This is a genomic window from Aquibacillus saliphilus (assembly GCF_020404745.1).
GTDB classification, from domain to species: Bacteria; Bacillota; Bacilli; order Bacillales; family Amphibacillaceae; genus Aquibacillus; species Aquibacillus saliphilus.
Map to the genome: position 1 here is coordinate 152,344 of NZ_JAIZAP010000008.1, position 20,813 is coordinate 173,156.

The 20,813-nt window shown below is 35.5% G+C and carries 18 protein-coding genes and 1 other annotated feature; of the genes, 16 read left to right on the top strand and 2 right to left on the bottom strand.

Annotated elements, in window-relative coordinates:
- The first annotated feature begins 95 nt into the window (after positions 1-95).
- The 8 genes from hemA (at position 96) to LD272_RS10250 (ending at position 8,791) form a co-directional block, all read left to right on the top strand.
- The gene (gene hemA / locus LD272_RS10215) at positions 96-1,463 is read left to right on the top strand and encodes a glutamyl-tRNA reductase (RefSeq protein ID WP_226036508.1); all 1,368 of its coding nucleotides are present in this window, start codon (positions 96-98) and stop codon (positions 1,461-1,463) included.
- Between the two features lie 15 nt (positions 1,464-1,478).
- The gene (locus LD272_RS10220; protein ID WP_226036509.1) at positions 1,479-2,294 is read left to right on the top strand and encodes a cytochrome C assembly family protein; all 816 of its coding nucleotides are present in this window, start codon (positions 1,479-1,481) and stop codon (positions 2,292-2,294) included.
- Positions 2,295-2,320: 26 nt separating this feature from the next.
- Positions 2,321-3,250 (top strand): hydroxymethylbilane synthase, encoded by a 930-nt coding sequence (gene hemC / locus LD272_RS10225; RefSeq protein ID WP_226036510.1) that lies wholly within the window; start codon positions 2,321-2,323, stop codon positions 3,248-3,250.
- The gene (locus tag LD272_RS10230) at positions 3,250-4,038 is read left to right on the top strand and encodes a uroporphyrinogen-III synthase (protein ID WP_226036511.1); all 789 of its coding nucleotides are present in this window, start codon (positions 3,250-3,252) and stop codon (positions 4,036-4,038) included. Before hemC ends, LD272_RS10230 begins: the two co-directional genes overlap by 1 nt.
- A 9-nt stretch (positions 4,039-4,047) precedes the next feature.
- Positions 4,048-5,031, top strand: coding sequence for a porphobilinogen synthase (gene hemB, locus LD272_RS10235; RefSeq protein ID WP_226036512.1), 984 nt, complete (start codon positions 4,048-4,050; stop codon positions 5,029-5,031).
- A gap of 4 nt (positions 5,032-5,035) precedes the next feature.
- Complete coding sequence (gene hemL / locus LD272_RS10240; RefSeq protein ID WP_226036513.1) at positions 5,036-6,322, top strand: glutamate-1-semialdehyde 2,1-aminomutase; 1,287 nt, start codon at positions 5,036-5,038, stop codon at positions 6,320-6,322.
- 249 nt (positions 6,323-6,571) lie between these two features.
- Positions 6,572-7,663: a stage VI sporulation protein D gene (gene spoVID / locus LD272_RS10245; protein ID WP_226036514.1), complete on the top strand. Its 1,092-nt coding sequence runs from the start codon at positions 6,572-6,574 to the stop codon at positions 7,661-7,663.
- Positions 7,664-7,768: 105 nt separating this feature from the next.
- Positions 7,769-8,791 carry a phosphotransferase gene (locus tag LD272_RS10250; RefSeq protein ID WP_226036515.1) on the top strand — a complete coding sequence of 341 codons (1,023 nt, stop codon included), beginning with the start codon at positions 7,769-7,771 and terminating at the stop codon, positions 8,789-8,791.
- Here the strand turns inward: LD272_RS10250 and LD272_RS10255 are convergent.
- Positions 8,788-8,976, bottom strand: a complete 189-nt coding sequence (locus tag LD272_RS10255) for a YszA family small membrane protein (protein WP_226036516.1) — start codon at positions 8,974-8,976, stop codon at positions 8,788-8,790. The two genes, LD272_RS10250 and LD272_RS10255, sit on opposite strands and share 4 nt — an antisense overlap.
- Positions 8,977-9,106: 130 nt before the next feature.
- Positions 9,107-9,342, top strand: a binding site (T-box leader).
- A gap of 84 nt (positions 9,343-9,426) precedes the next feature.
- Between LD272_RS10255 and LD272_RS10260 the strand changes: the two genes are divergently transcribed.
- Both LD272_RS10260 and LD272_RS10265 read left to right on the top strand, forming a co-directional pair.
- Entirely contained in the window at positions 9,427-12,078 is a 2,652-nt protein-coding gene (locus tag LD272_RS10260; RefSeq protein WP_226036517.1) for a valine--tRNA ligase, read from the top strand.
- A gap of 145 nt (positions 12,079-12,223) precedes the next feature.
- Positions 12,224-12,670: a hypothetical protein gene (locus tag LD272_RS10265; protein WP_226036518.1), complete on the top strand. Its 447-nt coding sequence runs from the start codon at positions 12,224-12,226 to the stop codon at positions 12,668-12,670.
- On the opposite strand, the gene LD272_RS10270 is transcribed toward LD272_RS10265, so the two are convergent.
- Complete coding sequence (locus tag LD272_RS10270) at positions 12,667-13,557, bottom strand: ATP-grasp domain-containing protein (RefSeq protein ID WP_226036519.1); 891 nt, start codon at positions 13,555-13,557, stop codon at positions 12,667-12,669. The genes LD272_RS10265 and LD272_RS10270 overlap by 4 nt on opposite strands.
- A gap of 98 nt (positions 13,558-13,655) precedes the next feature.
- Between LD272_RS10270 and LD272_RS10275 the strand changes: the two genes are divergently transcribed.
- From LD272_RS10275 to LD272_RS10300, 6 genes are all read left to right on the top strand, one after another.
- Entirely contained in the window at positions 13,656-14,945 is a 1,290-nt protein-coding gene (locus tag LD272_RS10275; protein WP_226036520.1) for a bifunctional folylpolyglutamate synthase/dihydrofolate synthase, read from the top strand.
- A gap of 92 nt (positions 14,946-15,037) precedes the next feature.
- Positions 15,038-16,753 carry a sensor domain-containing diguanylate cyclase gene (locus LD272_RS21625; protein WP_226036521.1) on the top strand — a complete coding sequence of 572 codons (1,716 nt, stop codon included), beginning with the start codon at positions 15,038-15,040 and terminating at the stop codon, positions 16,751-16,753.
- A 240-nt stretch (positions 16,754-16,993) separates the two neighbouring features.
- Positions 16,994-17,404 carry a type IV pilus modification PilV family protein gene (locus LD272_RS10285; protein WP_226036522.1) on the top strand — a complete coding sequence of 137 codons (411 nt, stop codon included), beginning with the start codon at positions 16,994-16,996 and terminating at the stop codon, positions 17,402-17,404.
- A gap of 4 nt (positions 17,405-17,408) precedes the next feature.
- Positions 17,409-17,909 (top strand): hypothetical protein, encoded by a 501-nt coding sequence (locus LD272_RS10290; protein ID WP_226036523.1) that lies wholly within the window; start codon positions 17,409-17,411, stop codon positions 17,907-17,909.
- 56 nt (positions 17,910-17,965) lie between these two features.
- Positions 17,966-19,111, top strand: coding sequence for a PulJ/GspJ family protein (locus LD272_RS10295; RefSeq protein WP_226036524.1), 1,146 nt, complete (start codon positions 17,966-17,968; stop codon positions 19,109-19,111).
- Between the two features lie 63 nt (positions 19,112-19,174).
- A complete protein-coding gene (locus LD272_RS10300) occupies positions 19,175-20,809 on the top strand; it encodes a GspE/PulE family protein (RefSeq protein WP_226036525.1) in 1,635 nt (544 codons plus the stop codon).
- The last annotated feature ends 4 nt before the right edge of the window (positions 20,810-20,813 follow it).

The window sequence follows — 20,813 nt, forward strand, 5'->3', positions numbered from 1 at the left end:
TATTCTGTTCATATTTTTGAAAACACTTATGCAAACAAACATGTTATAATTGTACATGTTATATTCAGGTTGATGTTTTTTTGGGGGTAGATTTTGTGCATATATTAGTTGTGGGTATAAACTATAGAACCGCCCCTGTTGAAATTAGGGAGCAGCTAACTTTTCAAGAAGACAAAGTTGGAGAAGCGATGCAGGGCTTAAATAACCAGAAGAGCATATTAGAAAATGTGATTATTTCCACATGTAATCGTACAGAGATATATGCTGTGGTTGACCAGCTCCACACTGGACGCTATTATATTAAACAGTTTTTAGCAAATTGGTTTGGTGTCGATAAAGAGCTTTTTTCTCCGCATCTTGCTATATATGAAGCTGATGGGGCAATTGAGCATCTATATAGGGTCACTAGTGGACTTGATTCGATGGTTGTTGGTGAAACGCAAATTTTGGGGCAAATGAAACAAATGTTTTTATTAGCTCAAAAGAGCGGCACTACTGGAACTATTTATAATGAATTATTTAAACAAGCAATTACTTTAGCGAAGCGAGCACATAAAGAAACAGAGATTGGTACAAACGCTGTTTCTGTAAGTTATGCAGCCGTTGAACTAGCTAAAAAAATATTCGGTGACTTAATAAATAAGCATGTAGTTATTCTTGGTGCCGGAAAAATGGGTGAATTAGCTGCCAAAAACTTACAAGGGTCTGGTGTGAAGCGAGTGACTGTTGTTAATCGTACAATGGAAAAAGCAAAGACACTAGCAAAGCAGTTTGACGGCGAAGCCAAATCCACAGAAGAGTTGGATGATGCATTGCAAGAAGCAGATATATTAATTAGCTCAACAGGAGCTAATGATTACGTATTAACAAAAGAAATTCTTGCACCTGTTCATAAAAAGAGAAAAGGACGTCCTCTTTTTCTTGTAGATATAGCGGTTCCTAGAGATCTTGACCCGGCAATTAGCGAGTTGGAAAGTGTATTTTTATATGATATAGATGATTTGCAAGGAATTGTTGATGCTAATTTAGAAGAACGTCAACAAGTATCTGAAGAGATTGAACTAATGATCGAAGAAGAAATAGTTCTTTTTAAAGAGTGGTTACGAACTTTAGGAGTTGTACCTGTCATTTCTGCATTAAGAAATCACGCGTTAACAATCCAAACAGAGACAATGAAGAGCATTGAAAGAAAAATGCCTGACTTAACGGATAGAGAAAAAAAGGTATTAAGTAAACACACGAAAAGCATTATAAATCAGTTGCTTAAACAGCCAATTCTCCAGGCGAAAGAGTTAGCTGTGGAGCAAGATGCAGAGGAATCTCTACAATTATTCACACGGATCTTTGGAATAGAAGATATGGTGAAGGAAGAGTTGAGTAAACAAGAAACTAATAAAGTGATTAATTTTGAAAAGAGTGAAGAAGTATCGTTTTCAGCACTTAAAAATGTATCCACTCACTAACGGAAGGTTATTTTTATGCTAGAACTTAAATGGCTTTATGAACTTATCTTAATTATATATGCCGCTAGTGTAATGGGATATTTTATTGACTTCGTTCAGCATAACCGGAGGGCGAACAACATTGCCTTCTGGTTACTTAGTTTGGTTTGGATGTTACAAACCTTTTTTTTATTGTATCAGATATTCGCTGAGATGAATTTTCCAGTAGTCAATGTGTATGATGGTTTGTACTTTTATGCATGGATTTTAGTTACGTTTTCCTTACTAATTAATCGCTTCTTTAAAATTGATTTTCTTGTTTTCTTCACTAATTTATTTGGCTTCTTAATTATGGTGTTACACATAACAGCAAAAGCAGATAATAAGGGATTAGAAGGTGTACAACTTGTCAGTGAAATACTTATTACCCATATAACACTGGCATTAATATCTTATGGTTTATTTACTGTCTCTTTTGTTTTTTCATTAATGTACTTGTTACAGCATCGACTTTTGAAGAAGAAAAAAGGATATAAGTGGTTAAAGCGGTTAGGTGATCTAAATAGGTTGGACAGCCTATCTTTTATGCTAATAACGATAGCTACTCCAGCATTATTACTGTCTGTCATTCTAGGAGTTGTTTGGGCTTATACTTCAGGCGCAGAATTTTACTGGTATGATATAAAAACAGTTGGTTCCTTTGTCGTTCTTGTAGTCTACTTTATTTACTTGTTTTTAAGGATTGTTAAGAATTATCAAGGCAGGTCGATTTCTTTGTATAATACGGCTGCATTTTTGTTTCTATTGGTTAATTTTTTACTGTTTGGAACGCTGTCTAGTTTTCACTTTTAACTGACAAACTTTAGGAGGACATATGAATGAGGAAAATAATAATTGGATCACGAAAAAGTAATTTAGCGATTACGCAAACGGAATGGGTCATTAAGCAACTTAAAGAAACAGGAGCACCTTATGAATTTGAAATTAAAAAAATTGTTACTAAGGGAGATAAAATCCTAGATGTTACCCTATCAAAGGTTGGAGGAAAGGGACTGTTTGTAAAGGAAATTGAACAAGCTATGTATAATAAAGAAATTGATATGGCTGTTCACAGTATGAAAGACATGCCTGCAGAAGTTGCGGAAGGGCTTACTATCGGTACTATTCCTGTAAGAGAAGATCATCGGGATGCATTAATATCTACTAACAATGTTTTACTTAAAGACTTGCCTAAAGGTGCTATCGTTGGTACAAGTAGTCTTAGACGAGGTTCACAAATATTAGCCGAGCGTCCGGATTTAGAGATTAAATGGATCAGAGGAAACATTGAGACTCGTTTAAAAAAATTAAATGAAGAAGATTATGACGCAATTGTTCTTGCTGCTGCTGGTTTGATTCGTATGGGCTGGGGAGACGAAATAGTAACGGAGTACCTGGCGCCTGAAATCTGTGTGCCAGCCGTAGGACAAGGTGCTTTGGCTATTGAGTGCCGAGAAGATGATGCAGAGTTAATCAAACTTTTGGAAAAATTAAATGATGATTACACAACCAGAACGGTAACTGCTGAGCGTACATTCCTACACTTGCTTAATGGAGGTTGTCAAATACCCATTGGTGGTTATGCTTATTTAGATGGTGATGAAGTGGTGTTGACAGCTTTAGTTGCAACTTCAGATGGTGTTACAGTCCTAAAAGAAGTAGTCCGTGGTACAGATCCAATAGCTGTTGGAGAAGAAGCTGCCAACCGACTTAAAGAACAAGGAGCAGAGAAAATTGTTGATGATGCAAGAGAAGAGTTAGACCAGTAATGACTAACTACTTAGCTGGAAAAAGGGTTCTTGTAACACGCAGTGAAAGTCAATCAACTGTTTTTATGGAGAAGCTAGAAGAATTAGGTGCAATACCATTAGTTGCACCTCTTCTTACCTTTCACCCTAAAATTTCAAATGAAATCAAAGAATTGTTTACCGAACTTCACGATTTTACATGGGTGTTTTTTACAAGTGCCAATGGCGTGAAGTTTTTTTTAAACCAACTAGATTATTGGGATATTGATCACTCAGTCTTAAAGAATGTGAAAATAGCTGTAGTAGGAAAAAAGACGAATGATATGTTGGCCCATTTTAATTTTAGTGCTGACTTTCAACCAGACAGTTTTCATGGACGCCAGATGGTCAGAGAATTTCTTCAATTCCATTCAATTAATCAACGAATCATGCTGATTTGCGGGAATCGTTCACGCGATGATATATCGACTGAATTAACGAAAAATAGAGTGTTTTTTCGAAAAGTAGTAATTTATGATACGCTACTTAATGAGGAATCAAAACCTATACTTTTAAATTACATAGAAAATGAAATCCCTGATATATATACATTTATGAGTCCATCGACTATTGATGCATTTATTGAGTTTTCAAAACCGTCTACAGATAAAGTTAAAAACATTAAGCAGTCTAGGCTATGTGTTTGCATTGGCACTACGACAGAAAAGAAAGCGATCCAGGAAGGATTTAAAAATATCCTCGTCCCGGATGTATTTACAATTGAAGGAATGATTAACGAACTAAATAAGTTTTATAAGAGGAAAGGATAAGGTGAAACTATGCAAGAATTATCGTTCGCTCGTCATCGCAGACTACGAACATCTACTTCTATGAGAGCACTTGTAAGAGAAACTAGTCTATCTAAAGATGACTTAATTTATCCGATGTTTGTTATAGAAGGAGACAACATTAAAAATGAAGTCTCTTCTATGCCTGGGGTATTTCAAGTATCTTTAGATAACTTAGAAGAAGAAATACAAGAGTTAGTGAACCTAGGTATTCGATCGGTTCTTTTATTCGGGATACCGAAAGAAAAAGATGAAGTAGGGTCACAGGCTTATTGTGAAACAGGAATTGTTCAAGAAGCACTTAGAAAAATAAAACGAGATTTTCCTGAGATTATAACAGTTGCCGATACGTGTCTTTGCGAATTTACTTCTCATGGCCACTGTGGTGTTATTCACGAAGGTGATGTGGAAAATGACCCATCACTTGACTTGTTGGTCCAAACGGCTGTAAGTCAGGCAAGAGCTGGTGCTGATATTATTGCTCCGTCTAATATGATGGACGGGTTCGTTACTGCCATCCGAAAAGGTTTAGACGAAGCTGGATTTAAAAATATCCCAATTATGTCATATGCTGTTAAATACTCTTCTGCTTTTTACGGTCCTTTCCGAGATGCTGCAGAGAGTACCCCTCAGTTCGGAGACCGTAAAACGTATCAAATGGATCCAGCAAATCGGATGGAGGCGTTGAGAGAGGCAGAATCGGATATCGCAGAAGGTGCTGACTTTCTTATCGTAAAACCTGCTCTCTCATATCTAGATATAGTTCGAGAAGTAAAAGACAGATTTAACGCACCAATTGTTGCTTATAACGTAAGTGGTGAGTATTCTATGGTGAAAGCTGCAGCTATGAACGGTTGGATCAACGAAAAAGATATTGTTTTAGAAAAATTGACTTCAATGAAGCGTGCAGGTGCGGATTTAATAATTACGTACTTTGCTAAAGATGCTGCTAGATATTTAGATGAAAGGGAGTGAGTGGATGAGAAACTTTAACAATTCAATCGATGCCTATAAGGAAGCTGTAAATTTAATGCCAGGTGGTGTCAATAGTCCGGTAAGAGCGTTTAAATCTGTTGGCATGGATCCAATCTTTATGGAGCGTGGTAAAGGTTCAAAAATTTATGATATTGATGGAAATGACTACATTGATTACGTGTTAAGTTGGGGACCACTAATTTTAGGTCATGCAAACGAGCGTGTGGTGGCAAAATTAAAAGAAGTCACAGAAAATGGAACAAGCTTCGGTGCTCCGACATTAATTGAAAATAAGTTAGCTAACCTAGTTATTGAACGCGTTCCTTCGATTGAAATGGTTCGTATGGTCAATTCAGGCACAGAAGCAACGATGAGCGCGCTGCGATTAGCACGTGGTTATACGAAGCGAGATAAAATTTTGAAATTTGAAGGTAATTACCATGGACACGGAGATTCCTTACTAATAAAAGCTGGTTCAGGTGTCGCTACATTAGGTTTGCCCGATAGCCCAGGCGTTCCTGAGTCTATCGCGCAGAATACAATTACAGTTCCCTATAATGATATCGAAAGTGTACGCTATGCATTCGAGCAATATGGGGATGACTTAGCAGCCATTATTGTCGAACCAGTGTCCGGAAATATGGGTGTTGTACCACCTGAAGATAATTTCTTGCAGAATTTAAGAGAAATTACTGAAGAATATGGATCACTATTAATCTTTGATGAAGTCATGACAGGTTTTAGAGTCGGTTATCATTGTGCTCAGGGCCATTTCGAGGTAACACCTGATATTACATGTCTTGGTAAAGTTATTGGTGGTGGACTGCCTGTTGGCGCCTATGGTGGCAAGCGTGAAATAATGGAAAAAGTAGCTCCCTCTGGAGATATTTATCAGGCTGGGACATTATCCGGTAATCCGTTAGCAATGACTGCTGGTTATGAAACATTAGTAGCAATGGACCAAGATGCTTACCAACAGATTAACAAAAATGTCGATCGTTTAATTGAGGGATTCCAGCAAGCTGCTAAAGAATTTAATATACCTTTGCAGGTTAACCGTGCAGGTTCAATGGTTGGTTTCTTCTTTACGGATGAAAAGGTTAATAACTTCGAAACGGCTAGCAATTCAAATTTAGAATATTTTGCTAGTTATTACCGTTCGATGATTGAAGAAGGCATTTTCCTTCCTCCTTCTCAGTTTGAAGGAATCTTTTTATCAACGGCCCATACTGAGGAAGACATTGAAAGAACAATTCAAGCAGCACATTCTGCTTTTTCAAAAATAAAATAGTAATGAAAGAACGAGCTTCCCTTAACGGGTTGCTCGTTTTTTTAGAGTAAAGCTACTTTCCATTGAATTAACTCTAAAATCGTTAACCTGTCGTAAATTTGTATAATAATCTTATTAAATAATTATTACTTTTTTGTTTAAATGTAGTAAGACAATGGAGTATTGAATGCATAATTCCATATTATTTTCATATATCTGAAAAGAGGGTAATGTACGAATTGCGTGTGATTACGAGGGGAGGAATTAGTGTTGGCATATGGAGATCAATCAGTCTTTAATTTTGATTTAAATGAATCCCTATGGTTTAAAAAGGGACAGGAAGTTGACGAAATTATGGGAATTTCACTAGAGCCTGAGATTTCTATACAGGAATTTGATGACTTCGTATCAATCAGAGGAGTTATTGAATTAAAAGGAGAATATTTTCAAGTTAGAGAAAGTGGAGACGACGAACAACAAGTGTTGTCCATGCGCGATCATCCATCTCAACGCTTTGTTGACAGGATTGAGAGCTATGAAGATGGGGTTAATGAATTTTTTCATAACTTTCCAGTCGAAGTGTCTATTCCAAAGTATCGAATTAATTCGTTAGATGATGTAATGGTTGGTATAGAATCATTTGATTATGAATTACCAGAAAATAGTCAATTAAAACTTAACGCAATTGTGGCCATCCATGGTGTGGTGGAAGATCGTGACGAGCCTCAAGAAAATCAGGAGGATGTAGAGGTAAAAGCAACACCCGAACCAGAAAGAGAAACAGAAGAGCTAGTTAATGACGAACCTGTAGATGAAGATTCAGAGAAATCGGATGACGAAACATTTGAATTTGATGTGAAAAAAAAGGAAGAGGAGGAAGATCGAGTAGATTTAGAATTAGACGAATCTACTGGTGAAGTTGAATCAGTTGAAAAAGCCAAAACTCCAGAGAAGGAACGATGGAAAAGTAAAAAATCTCAATCTTTAGCTGAATTTTTTGGCAAAATTGACAAACCGAAAGATGCTGAAATGACAGAGAACAGTGTGGAATCGAGTGAATCTTCAAGCATTGTATCTTTTGCTTCTTACTCTAAAGACGAATCTGTTGATGAATCAGAATCAAGAGCGGAAGAAACGCAACAAAATACGACTTACTTACTAAATATTTTTGGGGATAAAGAAGAAGATCGATATTCTAGCATGAAACTATGTATCGTTCAAGATTCAGATTCTTTAGAATCACTTGCAGAAAAATATGATATCTCGGCACTTAATATTACCAAAACAAATAGACTAACTGATGATGAGTTATCAGAAGGACAAATATTGTATATACCAACCAAGGATAAAAAGGTCGAATAGCTAACTACAAATCCCTTGCCACGAAAAATGTGCCAAGGGATTTGTTTAGTAAGGCTAGTTTTATATTCCTAGTATCCAATTTTGGAAATGTTGGAGTGGATTATGATGAAAAGTATCGAAAGTTTGTTAAAGGCTTATCAAATTAAGCCATCAGAAGTTATACCAATTTCAAATCGAGTCTATAAAATTCATAGTCATAATTATTCGTTTGCATTGAAACGCTCAAAATTAACGATGAATTCAATTAATAGTTGGAAAAACGTCTATCGGATAGCTAACGAACATCAGCTAACTTCCATTTTGCCAGTTTATATGACTCATCATGGTGAAATTATTCAGCAAAAAGAAAACGAATTTTATTATCTTACTCCATGGAAGGAAAAAAGAGAAATGGATGAACCAGAGCATGAAGTAGAATCGCTCTATCATACACTTGGATCTATCCACAACCAAACAAAAAAACAAATAAAATTAGACTCGGCACAAATTGAACAAACGGTTATCAAGGAAAAAGAAAGAATTGCAACATATAAACATAAACTATTAAGTTTTGTCGAAAAATTTGAAGCCAGACATTATATGTCTCCCTTTGAATTAAGGGTCTGTATGCAATATCGAGATATCGAGCAGGTTTTTAAACAGATTGACTACTGGTATGACTACTATTTAGAGGACATCACTAATGATGGTATTAGCTATTCATCGCTTTGTCATGGCAATCTGCGTTCTTCCCACCAAATTTATCATAATAGCAATACCTATTTAATTAATTGGGAGCACTCGTTTCATGGATCACCCATGCGAGACTTAGCTATCTACTTCTATCATGAATTAAAATATCATGATAGTTATTTAAGGCATCTGACAAATTCACTTCCGGTTTATGAAAAATATAATCCATTGCTACAAAGTGAAAAAAGCTTATTAGCTATTTACCTATTAAATCCATATAGTTATATACAGCTACTTGAAAGATATGAAAATAATAGAATAGACAAGGCGCATCCTTTTCAAATTAGATTATTAGAGCATAGCTACCGGCGATTGATACAAGGATTATCGTTACAGGGTAGTCTCTATGAAAGTAGGCAAACTATTATCGACCAACAACAAGAATCAGAAAATTAGATGTATTGAAAGTAAAAGGCGAAGAAAATCCCTATAAAAATCCCTAATAATAATATATCAAAGGTAGTTGGGAAAAATAGTGTTCGGACTAATTGGAAAATCATAATCGGAAGTGTTGCTCGTTCTATAATTAATAACCAGTATCTCATCCATGGGGGAAGTCTATATCGATAAAATCGTGCCATATTCTGACCCCTCCTTAGTCTTTTGGTGTATCATATGTATTTGCCCCATCCATTGGTGCATAGGAAATAATAATATTTATTGACTTATTCGTGTTATTTTGGATAAAATAGCTAGTATATACTTACACGAATAAATGCAGTGATGAGGAGTAGTACATTGGGGACGCCTTTAGAGAGGGAATCAAAAGCTGGAAGATTCCTAGGATTGTTCACTTTGGAAGTCGCCTCTGACGCAGTTTCTTTGAACTTGAGTAGGAGAAACCGGTGATGAGCCGTTAATTAATCAAGTGTGCATTACACATGAATGTCGTCATGTTTTTGTAAACAAAGGTGGTACCACGGAAATAAATCCTTTTCGTCCTTTACTGGATGAAGGGGATTTTTTGTATATTGCTAAAAAATGAGTTGGTTGATTAGTGTGTTGTGTATCTTTTAAAGGAGGAAGTATAAATGGATGAAAACAAACAAGTTTCTTTACCACCGAAGTATGATCCGACCGCTGTCGAAAAGGATCGTTACAAGTATTGGTTAGATGGGAAGTTTTTTGAGGCAACTGGTGACAAGAGTAAAAAGCCGTTTACAATCGTGATTCCACCACCAAATGTAACCGGAAAGCTACACATCGGTCATGCTTGGGATACCACACTGCAAGACATTATTACACGGATAAAAAGAATGCAAGGATATGATGTACTGTATTTACCGGGTATGGATCATGCTGGTATTGCCACACAAGCTAAAGTTGAAGCAAAATTGAAAGAACAAGGTCAGAGTAGATATGATCTTGGAAGAGAGAAGTTTCTTGAAAAATCATGGGATTGGAAAGAAGAATATGCTGATTTCATTCGTGAGCAATGGTCCAAACTGGGATTAGGATTAGATTATTCACGTGAGCGTTTCACATTGGATGAAGGTCTTTCTGAAGCAGTGCGTGAGGTATTTGTAAACCTTTATAATAAAGGCCTCATTTACCGTGGTGAGTATATTATTAACTGGGATCCTGCGACGAAAACAGCACTCTCTGATATCGAAGTTATTCATGATGAGGTACAAGGGCATTTTTACCACATGAAATATCCGTTGAGCGATGGCTCTGATCATATCGAAGTAGCGACAACTCGTCCAGAAACAATGCTGGGAGATACAGCCGTTGCTGTTCACCCTGAAGATGATCGTTACAAGCATTTAATTGGTAAAAAGGTTATTTTACCAATTATCGGTCGTGAAATTGAAATTGTAGCTGATGATTATGTTGATATGGAATTCGGTTCTGGAGCTGTTAAAATCACACCAGCTCATGATCCCAATGATTTCGAAATTGGTAACCGTCATAATTTAGAACGTGTTTTAGTGATGAATGAAGATGGGTCAATGAACAATAATGCAGGTAAATATCAGGGAATGGATCGCTTTGAATGTCGTACACAAATAGTAAAAGACCTACAAGACGAAGGTGTGTTATTCAAAATAGAAGAACACATGCATTCGGTTGGTCATTCAGAGCGGAGTGGTGCAGTAGTTGAACCGTATCTTTCTACTCAATGGTTTGTAAATATGCAACCACTGGCAGATAAAGCGGTCGATTTACAAAGCCAGTCTGAAGATAAGAAGGTAAACTTTGTCCCTGATCGCTTTGAACGTACTTATCTCCACTGGATGGAGAACATTCGAGATTGGTGTATTTCTCGCCAATTATGGTGGGGGCACCGGATTCCAGCTTGGTATCATAAAGAGACAAAAGAAATGTATGTAGGTAAGGAAGCACCTGAGGACGCAGAAAATTGGGAGCAAGATAATGATGTTCTTGATACTTGGTTCTCATCTGCTTTATGGCCATTTTCTACGTTGAACTGGCCAGATACAGAGGATGAAGATTTTAAGCACTTCTTCCCTACGAATGCACTTGTAACAGGCTATGACATTATTTTCTTCTGGGTTGCTCGAATGATTTTTCAATCAATTGAATTCAATGATGAACGTCCATTTAATGATGTATTGATTCACGGGTTAGTTCGTGATGCAGATGGAAGAAAAATGAGTAAATCACTTGGAAATGGTGTAGACCCAATGGAAGTTATTGAGAAATATGGTGCAGATTCACTACGATATTTCCTAGCAACAGGGTCAACTCCAGGTCAAGATTTACGTTTCTCATGGGAAAAAGTTGAATCTACCTGGAATTTCGTTAATAAAATTTGGAACGCATCTCGTTTTGCCTTAATGAATATGGATGGTTTGAGCTATCAAGATATTGATATAACAGGTGAAAAATCTGTTGCAGATAAGTGGATCTTAACTCGTTTAAATGAAACTATCGAACATGTTACCAAAAACGTAGACAGATATGACTTTGGTGAGGCTGGTAGACACTTGTACAACTTTATCTGGGATGACTTTTGTGACTGGTATATAGAAATGGCGAAATTGCCACTATATGGCGAAGATGATGCTGCTAAACAAACGACAAGATCTGTACTTGCTTATGTATTAGATCAAACGATGCGAATGCTACACCCATTTATGCCTTTTGTCACCGAGGAAATATGGCAACAGCTACCACATCAAGGTGAATCAATTACACAAGCATCTTGGCCTGAAGTGAGAACGGACCTTCATGATACAAAAGCGGCTGAAGAAATGAAGCAACTAGTTGCAATCATTCGTTCGGTACGAAATATTAGATCAGAAGTGGATACGCCAATGTCAAAGCAGGTTCAGTTATTGATTCAAGCGAAGGATAATAAAGTAGCTGAACAACTAGAACAGAATCGGCACTACTTAGAGCGCTTCTGTAATACTAGTCAGTTAACAATTGCAACATCAGTCAATGCTCCAGAAAAAGCAATGTCAGCTGTTATTACTGGTGCTGATTTGTTCTTACCTTTAGAAGGGTTAATTGATGTAGATAAAGAAATTGCGCGTTTAAATAATGAATTAGATAAATTGAACAAGGAAGTTGATCGCGTTCAGAAAAAATTATCTAATGAGGGCTTTGTTAAAAAGGCGCCAGAAAAAGTTGTCGAAGAGGAAAAAGCAAAAGAAAACGATTATAAAGAAAAACGAAGTAAGGTAGAAGCAAGAATCAAAGAGCTTCAATCTTAATTTCTTAGACAAAGATAAAAACGTTGAATTTCAGATGAAATTCAACGTTTTTATTATTATTAACCATAATTTGGAATATATATGTTAAAATGAAAATTGTCGTAATTTTATAATAATAAAACAGATAATCTGGAGTGTGGGATCAGTGAAAGAATCTACAGTTATTAAAATAAGAAGCATGCTTGTTTATTTCTTGTTACTATTTGTAGCACTACTGATAGCTTATACAGCGGTTTATACCTTCAATGTAAAACCAAATGGATATCAAGTTATTTCTCAAAAAGAGGGGGCAATAACTCTGCAAACTTACACTATTTTCGGAATGAAAGAGAACGCCATCATTTATTCTCCGCCCGAAAACCAACAGTGGAAGGTTGGTTATTTAGTTGATCTAGTATCTGATCAAAAACTGCAACTATTATTATTCTTTGCGACCGCATTCTTTTCGCTATTTTTATTCCTATCTATTGTTCGAAAAGGAGATACTGTTTTATATTCCTTATACAAAAGTGGTATTATAGCAGCCGTAATTGCTTTAATACCATATATCAATAATTTAGACAAGATACAATCAATTCTGAATGGCTCCTAGCATCTTTTAAATATATAGTCCATTATATATTCAGCCACATTGATGTTAGTACAATCATAGATGTTACGAATATGGGCATTAGAATTAATTTCACAAATAATTGGTTCTTTATTTGGACCAAACAACAAATCAACACCTGCAAAATCAGCACCTATTGCTTTTGTGGCAGCAATTGCAGTTTCGATTTCGACTTTAGAAGGTTGATAGGACTTCATTGTGCCTCCAGCACTAACATTTGCTCTAAAGTCATCGGTAGAATTCCTCAGCATAGAAGCAACTACTTCGTCGCCAACCACATTAAGGCGAATATCTATACCATAGCTTGACGAGATAAACTCCTGGATAACAAAAGGACGATCTCTTATTTCAGAAATTCTGTCAATCAGGCCTTGTTTAGAATGAACTAAATACACTTGTTCTCCGAAAGACCCATAGGCTTCTTTAACAACAACAGGAAAGTTGAAATAATTTTCAATCATATCAAAGCTACTTGTATCTATTTCTTTTACTCCCGGAAAAATTTTCGGACCTACAATTGTTCTTGGAATAGGTAATTTTTTAGCAGCTAACCGTTGATAGGTGGAGATTTTATTATCACTAATTTCAATTGCATCCGATGAATTAAAAACAGGAATGTTCAGTAACTCTAGTTGTTTAGCAAGGTTAATATCTTTATCACCAAACAAGACAAAATCTGGGCGCTGATGTTTTGCTCGTTCAATTAGACTAACGCCTGTAGAACCGAGGATGGACAATAAATGATTATTTTTAATAACATCAGTAGTTATCCCTAATCTTTTTGCTGCATCTTGCATCCATTCGGCAAAATCTAAAAATTTTCCGCCTGGTAAATGACCATTATAAATAATCCAACCGTATTTTCTCATAATAAATTCCTTTCTAGAACTCTTGTTGTTACATGCTACTACGATTTCCTGATATAATACCTTCATTATCTATTAACTTTAAAAAGGTAGGCTATAATATGTACTTTCAGATAGATGAAGTAATCGATTTTTTACAAACGCGGACAGGCTTTGGAATTAAACCCGGTCTTGAGCGAATGGATTATATGTTAAAGCACCTGGATCACCCGGAACAACAATTAAAAGTAGTGCATATTGCTGGTACGAATGGAAAGGGTTCAACTCTTACATTTATCAAAGAGGCACTTGTACAAAACGGATATAAAGTAGGCTCTTTTACTTCACCTAGTATCGATCGTTTCAATCATCAAATACAGATTAACGATCAACCAATATCTGACCAATCATTGATTGAAATTGTAAATAAACTGATGCCAATTATAAATCAGTTGGATCAAACGGGTGATGCACCTACTGAATTTGAAATTACGGTCGTGATTGCAATTCTATATTTTGTCAGTACTGTAGATATTGCATTAATCGAAACAGGAATGGGAGGTAGGGAAGACTCTACCAATTCTGTTTTACCGATACTGACCATTATAACAAATATTGGGATGGATCACGTTGCTTTTTTAGGTGATACATATGAAGAAATTGCCAACCATAAAGCGGGTATTATCAAACAAGGCGTGCCAATTATTTTAGGTGATATCAACAGAGAAGCATTATCTATAATTGCACAAGTTGCCTCAGATAAACGTGCACAGATTTATCAACTTAATACAGATTATCAGATATTAAATCAAGAACTGAATCGAGAGAATCAGGAAATCTTTTCTTTTAAAACGGACGAATGTAAGATTGATAATATTTTAATAGCAATGAAAGGTGAGCATCAAATTACAAATGCTGCCATCGCTTGTATGGCTCTCAATCAGCTAACTGTCCTTGGTTATAACCTAGATATCGACAGTAGTAAAAAAGGACTTCAACAGGCGTTTATTGCTGGTAGATTTGAAAAAGTTTATGCAAATCCAACTGTCATCGTTGATGGTGCTCATAATGTCGAAGGTTTTAAAGCTTTTATTAAGGCTGCTAACCGAATTTATCCAGAAAAGAAAAAGCATTTGATTTTTGCGGCATTTGAAGATAAACCGCTAAAAAAAATGGCAGCACTAATCGGGGATAATTTCGAAAAAATAACATTTACTTCATTTGATCATAGTCGGGCTGCAAAAGCAGAACAACTACAGGAGTTATCTATTGATAAAGCCAGTATTAACAACAATTGGAAGCAAATTATTTCTTCTTATATCGAAGAAAAGGATAATGAAAATATTTTATTTATAACTGGTTCGTTGTATTTTATTCGTTTAATAAGAAAGTATTTTGAGTATTTGAAATAAAGTATGGTATATTTGAACTAGTAGATTATTATTTAATGGGTCTTTTGTCTTATTTTTTCAGGTGAACAATAGCCAATATGGGGGTGTTAACGGTGGTAACAAAAAGCAAACAAATCATTATTTGGCTAACATGGTTAATTGTTTTGCCAATTTCATTAATTGTCATTTATCAAGTATCGACATCGAACGTTGAATGGCAATGGCTTGAAATTATATCATTTGCTCTATTAGTCTGTATTGTTGCTTTCTTTCCATTAATGGTTAGTAATACTCCCATTTTCTTTGTTAACGGCATAAGCTTCGCAGTTTTCTTGTATTACGGATTAGTTATAGAAGTTCTGTTAACTCAATTATCAGTACTCGCTTTGATGGCAAAATTACGACTTGAACGAAAAGAAATTTTCCGATTACCCTTAAATATGTTAATGTTCTTGTTTATTTCTATTTTGTCCGCTTCGGTTTATAGCCTTCTTGGTGGTGTTACTGGTGAGATATATTTCAATTCAGTAACTGATGTAGTTGCAGCTATTGGGTATGTAGTAACTGTAACTTTATCTAACCAGTTATTATTGTATCTCTTGTATCGTACTATATATAATGTTGAAAAGAAATTGGTGGACATGGGATTCGCTTGGGAAATCTTTACGACTTTACTGGTTTTACCAGTAGGATTCACCCTCTATCTAATGTATAGAGATTTTGGTATTTCAGCGATTTATTTTGTTGGATTACCATTTATTAGTATTTCCTTTATTCTGATGCTTTATTATACAAGCCGTAATATAAACAACTATTTACAAAAAACAAGTGAAATTGGTCATGAACTTACTGGCCAAATGGAGATTAATGAAGTAGTTGATCTCTTTATTGATCGTGTTACTGGGCTACTACCAGTAGATTATGCCTTCGTTTATGAAGTGATTGATGAAGAAACGATGGAACTAACAAGGTTTTATGATAAAGGCGATAAATTAGATTTTCCAACTAAAACAAGGTTGGCTAAATTTGAAGCTATTAGTGGTAATGTTTGGGGCAATAATAAAGGTGTTCATTATCAAAATAGACAGAAATGGTCGCATTTAAAAGATATAGACTTTCCTGAGTTAGGAGAAAGTGTTGTCTCTTTGCCTGTTGAGAGAAATAACGTAGTGACAGCGGTAATTACACTATCATCGAAGAAAAAGAGAGCATTTGAGAAGTATCAGATTATGATTTTAAATATATTAATTAATTATCTGGCCGTTGCCTTAGAGAACGCTAAAAACTATGAAGAAACAAAACGTAAAAGCGAAATAGATCCTTTAACAAAACTATTTAATTTCCGTTACTTCCAAGATTACCTGGAGGACTATATGAATGATGTAAATCAAAATGAAGAGCATACATCACTGATTCTGCTAGATTTAGATCACTTCAAAGCAGTTAATGATACGTATGGTCATCAAAGTGGTAACGAGATTCTAAAAGACTTAGCATTACGACTAACGACTGTCATAGGTAACAGTGGTACCGTTGCTAGATACGGAGGAGAAGAATTTGTTATCTTCCTTCCTAATACCTCCAAACAACAAAGTCACTACGTTGCAGAGGACTTAAGAAAAGAAATAGCTGATCTACCATTCTTGCTATCTGACCATATTCTAGAAAGTAATCAATCAATCGAAGTACAAGTCACCGCGAGTATTGGAATTGCTACATGTCCTGAGGATTGTGATGTGCCACTGGAGTTAATTCGACATGCCGATCGAGCTATGTACCTAGGAGCAAAACAGAAGGGTAGAAATAAAGTGGCTGCATATGAACGGTAGATTAATAAAGTGAAAAGAAGAAGTTCAAATCTTTAATGTTCGTTTGGTGTGAAATGCTTTAGCTTCGTCCTTAACATGGGCGGAGCTTTTTTGTAAAATTTCTCGTTTGAATCAACTCGTAAGGGAAAATCAAAGTTATAGAAAGTTTATGAATTAATTTTACATAACTTAAGAACAAACTTATACTAAGAATAGACAAAAACAAACGTTTTCAACCATTATATAATAGAGGGGTGAACAATGAAAAAACTCAAATTTCATTTGAACAATAATGGATTCACATTAGTTGAGTTATTAGCAGCAATTACCATTTTGAGTATAGTCATAATATCTTTTTTAGGTTTCTTTTCTCAATCGACACTATTCTCTTCAAAAACTGATGATAAATTAACGGCTCTGAATGTTGCAGAGAGGATTTTAAGTGAAGTGAAAAATGACCCTACTAAGATTCCTTATGAACCTGAATATATAGAGGTCAATGGCAAATTGTATTTTCCTGATGTGACAATGCCTAGTGCAGTAGATGATGATCAAGAACAACGAGAAGACAAATTGGGTCTAAACCGCATACATGTGAAAATATATACTAGTGAGGATTTTGATCGAACTCCAGACGCTGAACTCTATAGTTATACTAGAGAAGGAGATTAACTATATGAGAATCTTTAAAAACCAACGTGGATATGCTTTAGTAATCGTTCTCCTTACGATTACAATTATTGCACTTTTCATACCTCCTATTATGTCGAATGTGATGAGTAGTGCACTTCAATTTCAGAGAACAGGTGAAAAATTGCAATTAACAAAACTAGAAGAAATGGGTCAGTTCTATTTTGAAAGTGCGCTTGAAGGGGCTACTATTGGTGCAAAGGATAGTTTAACGCAATGGCTGGATAATCAACCAGATTCTATAATTGACGATAATGAGGCAATTGTTGATAAATATAAGACTGAATTAGAAAGTGAGTTAAATAGCTTTGAACCTGAACTAGAGATAAAGCTAAACGATAGTAGAATTAAAATTATTCTAGATTCAATAAGTGTAGAAAATAGAACTATTTCAGTTAGCTATACGATCACTCCATCTTTAGATAGTCAATATGATGATAGTAATTCGTTAACAGAAGAACAAACCATCGGTATAGAGCTTGACTGAAATTTGAGGTTCTCGTGTTTAGGATGACCATTTGATACAGAGGTGGGGGGGTAATAATGAAAAAACTATTGAAGCAAGAAGCAGGAATAACGTTGATTGAACTTTTAGCAACATTAACTATTGCTACAATATTAATTGCTGTTACTTTTAATGTTTTAACCACATCGATAAAATATAATGATAAAACCCAATCACATATCAATTTAAGACAAGAGGCTAACCTTGTTGTTACTAAGTTACGACAGCGGCATGATGTTCATGATGGAGGGAAATATGACCTTTGCTACGGCGAACTGCTTGATAATGATATTTTAAAACTTGACACTGTAAGCTTACATCTCGAAAAATTTAGTAATAATGAATGTAAACAAATAGATACTTCTAAAAATATGGAAGTTCAGTTCACTTTAGCAGATCAGCAAAATAACGATTTTCAAATAGATACAATCATAGAAGCAGAACAATTAAAGGGGCCACCTATCTCTATGGAGATACAAAAGCCTGATAGAGAACCAGACTTTGGTGATTATGTCAGGGAACATGATGTGTTTGTGTATGTGAATAATGTCGTCGGTTTTAACGGTAGCAAGTCTGAAATTAAAGGGGAAAATAGCACTGTCGTAATTAGAAAAGGTCTTGGACCGTTAAGTGGTCCACACGGGAATATAAATGCAAAAGATATTTATATAAAAGGGAGTGTTTCATTACAAAAGCACTTTACGCTAGGGCATTCCAATAGCAATATATACATCGACGGTGATGTTGATTTAAATGGTAGTCAAATAAATGGGAAATTAACACATACAGATAAATCATTTAATTCAGGTTCACTTGACGATGTTGAACTAGTGGACGCCATAACATTTCCTGAATTTGAAATACCAGAATTAAAGGACGAAAGTTGGTACAGTGATAATGGATATTCTTCAGAAGTTACACCAGGAAGTAATATGAGGTTTTATGGATCATCGTTTAGCACTAATGGAAATCGAGACTATGAGAATGCGATTATTGTTAGTCAGGGCAATGTAGACTTAAAGGGTGATTTTTCAGGTATTATTTTCGCACCTAATGGAAAAGTGAGCCTAAGGGGTAACACTACATTTAAAGGCATTATAGTAGCGAATGAGGTTGAATTGGCAGCAGGTAGTGCGACTATTATTTTTGAGCCATTGTCTGAGGATAGTGAATTACCATTTTAAGCTTTTCAAATGTAACTTCTTGAAGTAACACATGATTTTATTTAATAGTAGGAGGGGATCCTAATGGCTATTCGAAATAGAAAAAGAAAGCTCGGAGATGTATTAAAAGAAGCAGGAATACTAACGGAAATTCAGATTGTCGAAGCGCTTCAACAAAAAAAAGACGGCCAGAAGCTAGGTGATGCCTTGCTTGATCAAGGGTTTATTACAGAACAACAACTATTAGAGGTGCTTGAAATTCATCTAGGAATTAATAGTGTTTCATTGTATCGCTACCCAGTAGATAAAAGCTTAATGAACTTGATTCCAAAAGAAGTATCAAGAAAAAATTTGTTAATTCCCTTAAATCAGTACGAAAATACAATTACTATTGCAATGAATGATCCAATGGACTATTATGCCATCGATGATTTAGAGCTATCAACTGGATTTGAAATTAAACCTGTTATCGCTTCAAAGGATGATATCTTACAAGCAATCAATAAGTATTATGATCAAGATGAAAGTGACATAGAGGGCGACCAAGATGAAATGGAGGATGATGCCCCTGCAATTCGAATTATGGATCAAATTTTACAAACAGGGGTTCATTTGAAAGCGAGTGATATTCATATTGATCCATCCGAAGTAAGCATTTCTATTAGATATCGGGTAGATGGTGTGTTAAGAATTGATAGAACAATACCAAAAAGATTACAAAATTCATTGATAGCTAGAACTAAAATTTTGTCTAATTTAAATATAACGGAAACAAGGTTACCTCAAGATGGTAGGATAAGGCTAATTGTCGATGATAAGCCGATTGATTTACGAATATCTACATTGCCAACCGTGTTTGGCGAAAAGATTGTCATTCGAATACTGGATCTTAGCAATATTTTTAAAAGTCTAACGGATTTAGACTTTAGTACAGAAACGCTAGAAAAGTATCAGCGAGAAATCACACAGCCATCTGGGCTTATCCTATTAACAGGGCCGACCGGATCTGGGAAGACGTCGACACTTTATGCATCAATAAATAAATTAAATCGACAAGAGGTTAATATTATAACTGTAGAAGATCCTGTTGAATATCAATTAGACGGAATTAACCAAGTGCAGGTGAATAGTGCGATTGGCCTTACTTTTGCTACCGGATTACGATCGATTCTAAGACAAGACCCTAATATTATTATGGTAGGAGAAATACGTGATAGAGAGACTGCTGAAATCGCGATTCGTTCAGCGTTAACTGGTCATATGGTATTTAGTACCCTACACACTAATAGTGCCGTTTCTGCTATCCCAAGATTATTTGATATGGAAATCGAGCCATATCTAGTTGTGTCATCGTTATCTGCTATTATGGCTCAACGACTAGTTAAAAAAGTCTGTAAAGATTGTAAACAAACTAGGCAAGCTACTGACATGGAAAAGAATTTATTTAAAAAACGCGGAATTGAAATTGAAAAGGTTTCAGAAGGACCAGGTTGTAATAGCTGTAAAGATACTGGCTACAAAGGTAGAATGGCAATTCATGAATTGTTAATCATTGATGACTCTATTCGCCAGATGATGATGAATAACAGTACCATTACCGACATTAAAAACCATATTAAAGAAGAAGGTATGAAGTTTTTAATGGATGATGGTTTATTAAAAGTAAAGCAGGGCTTAACTACGATAGAAGAAGTACTACGTGTGGCAACAGAAGAATAGGAGG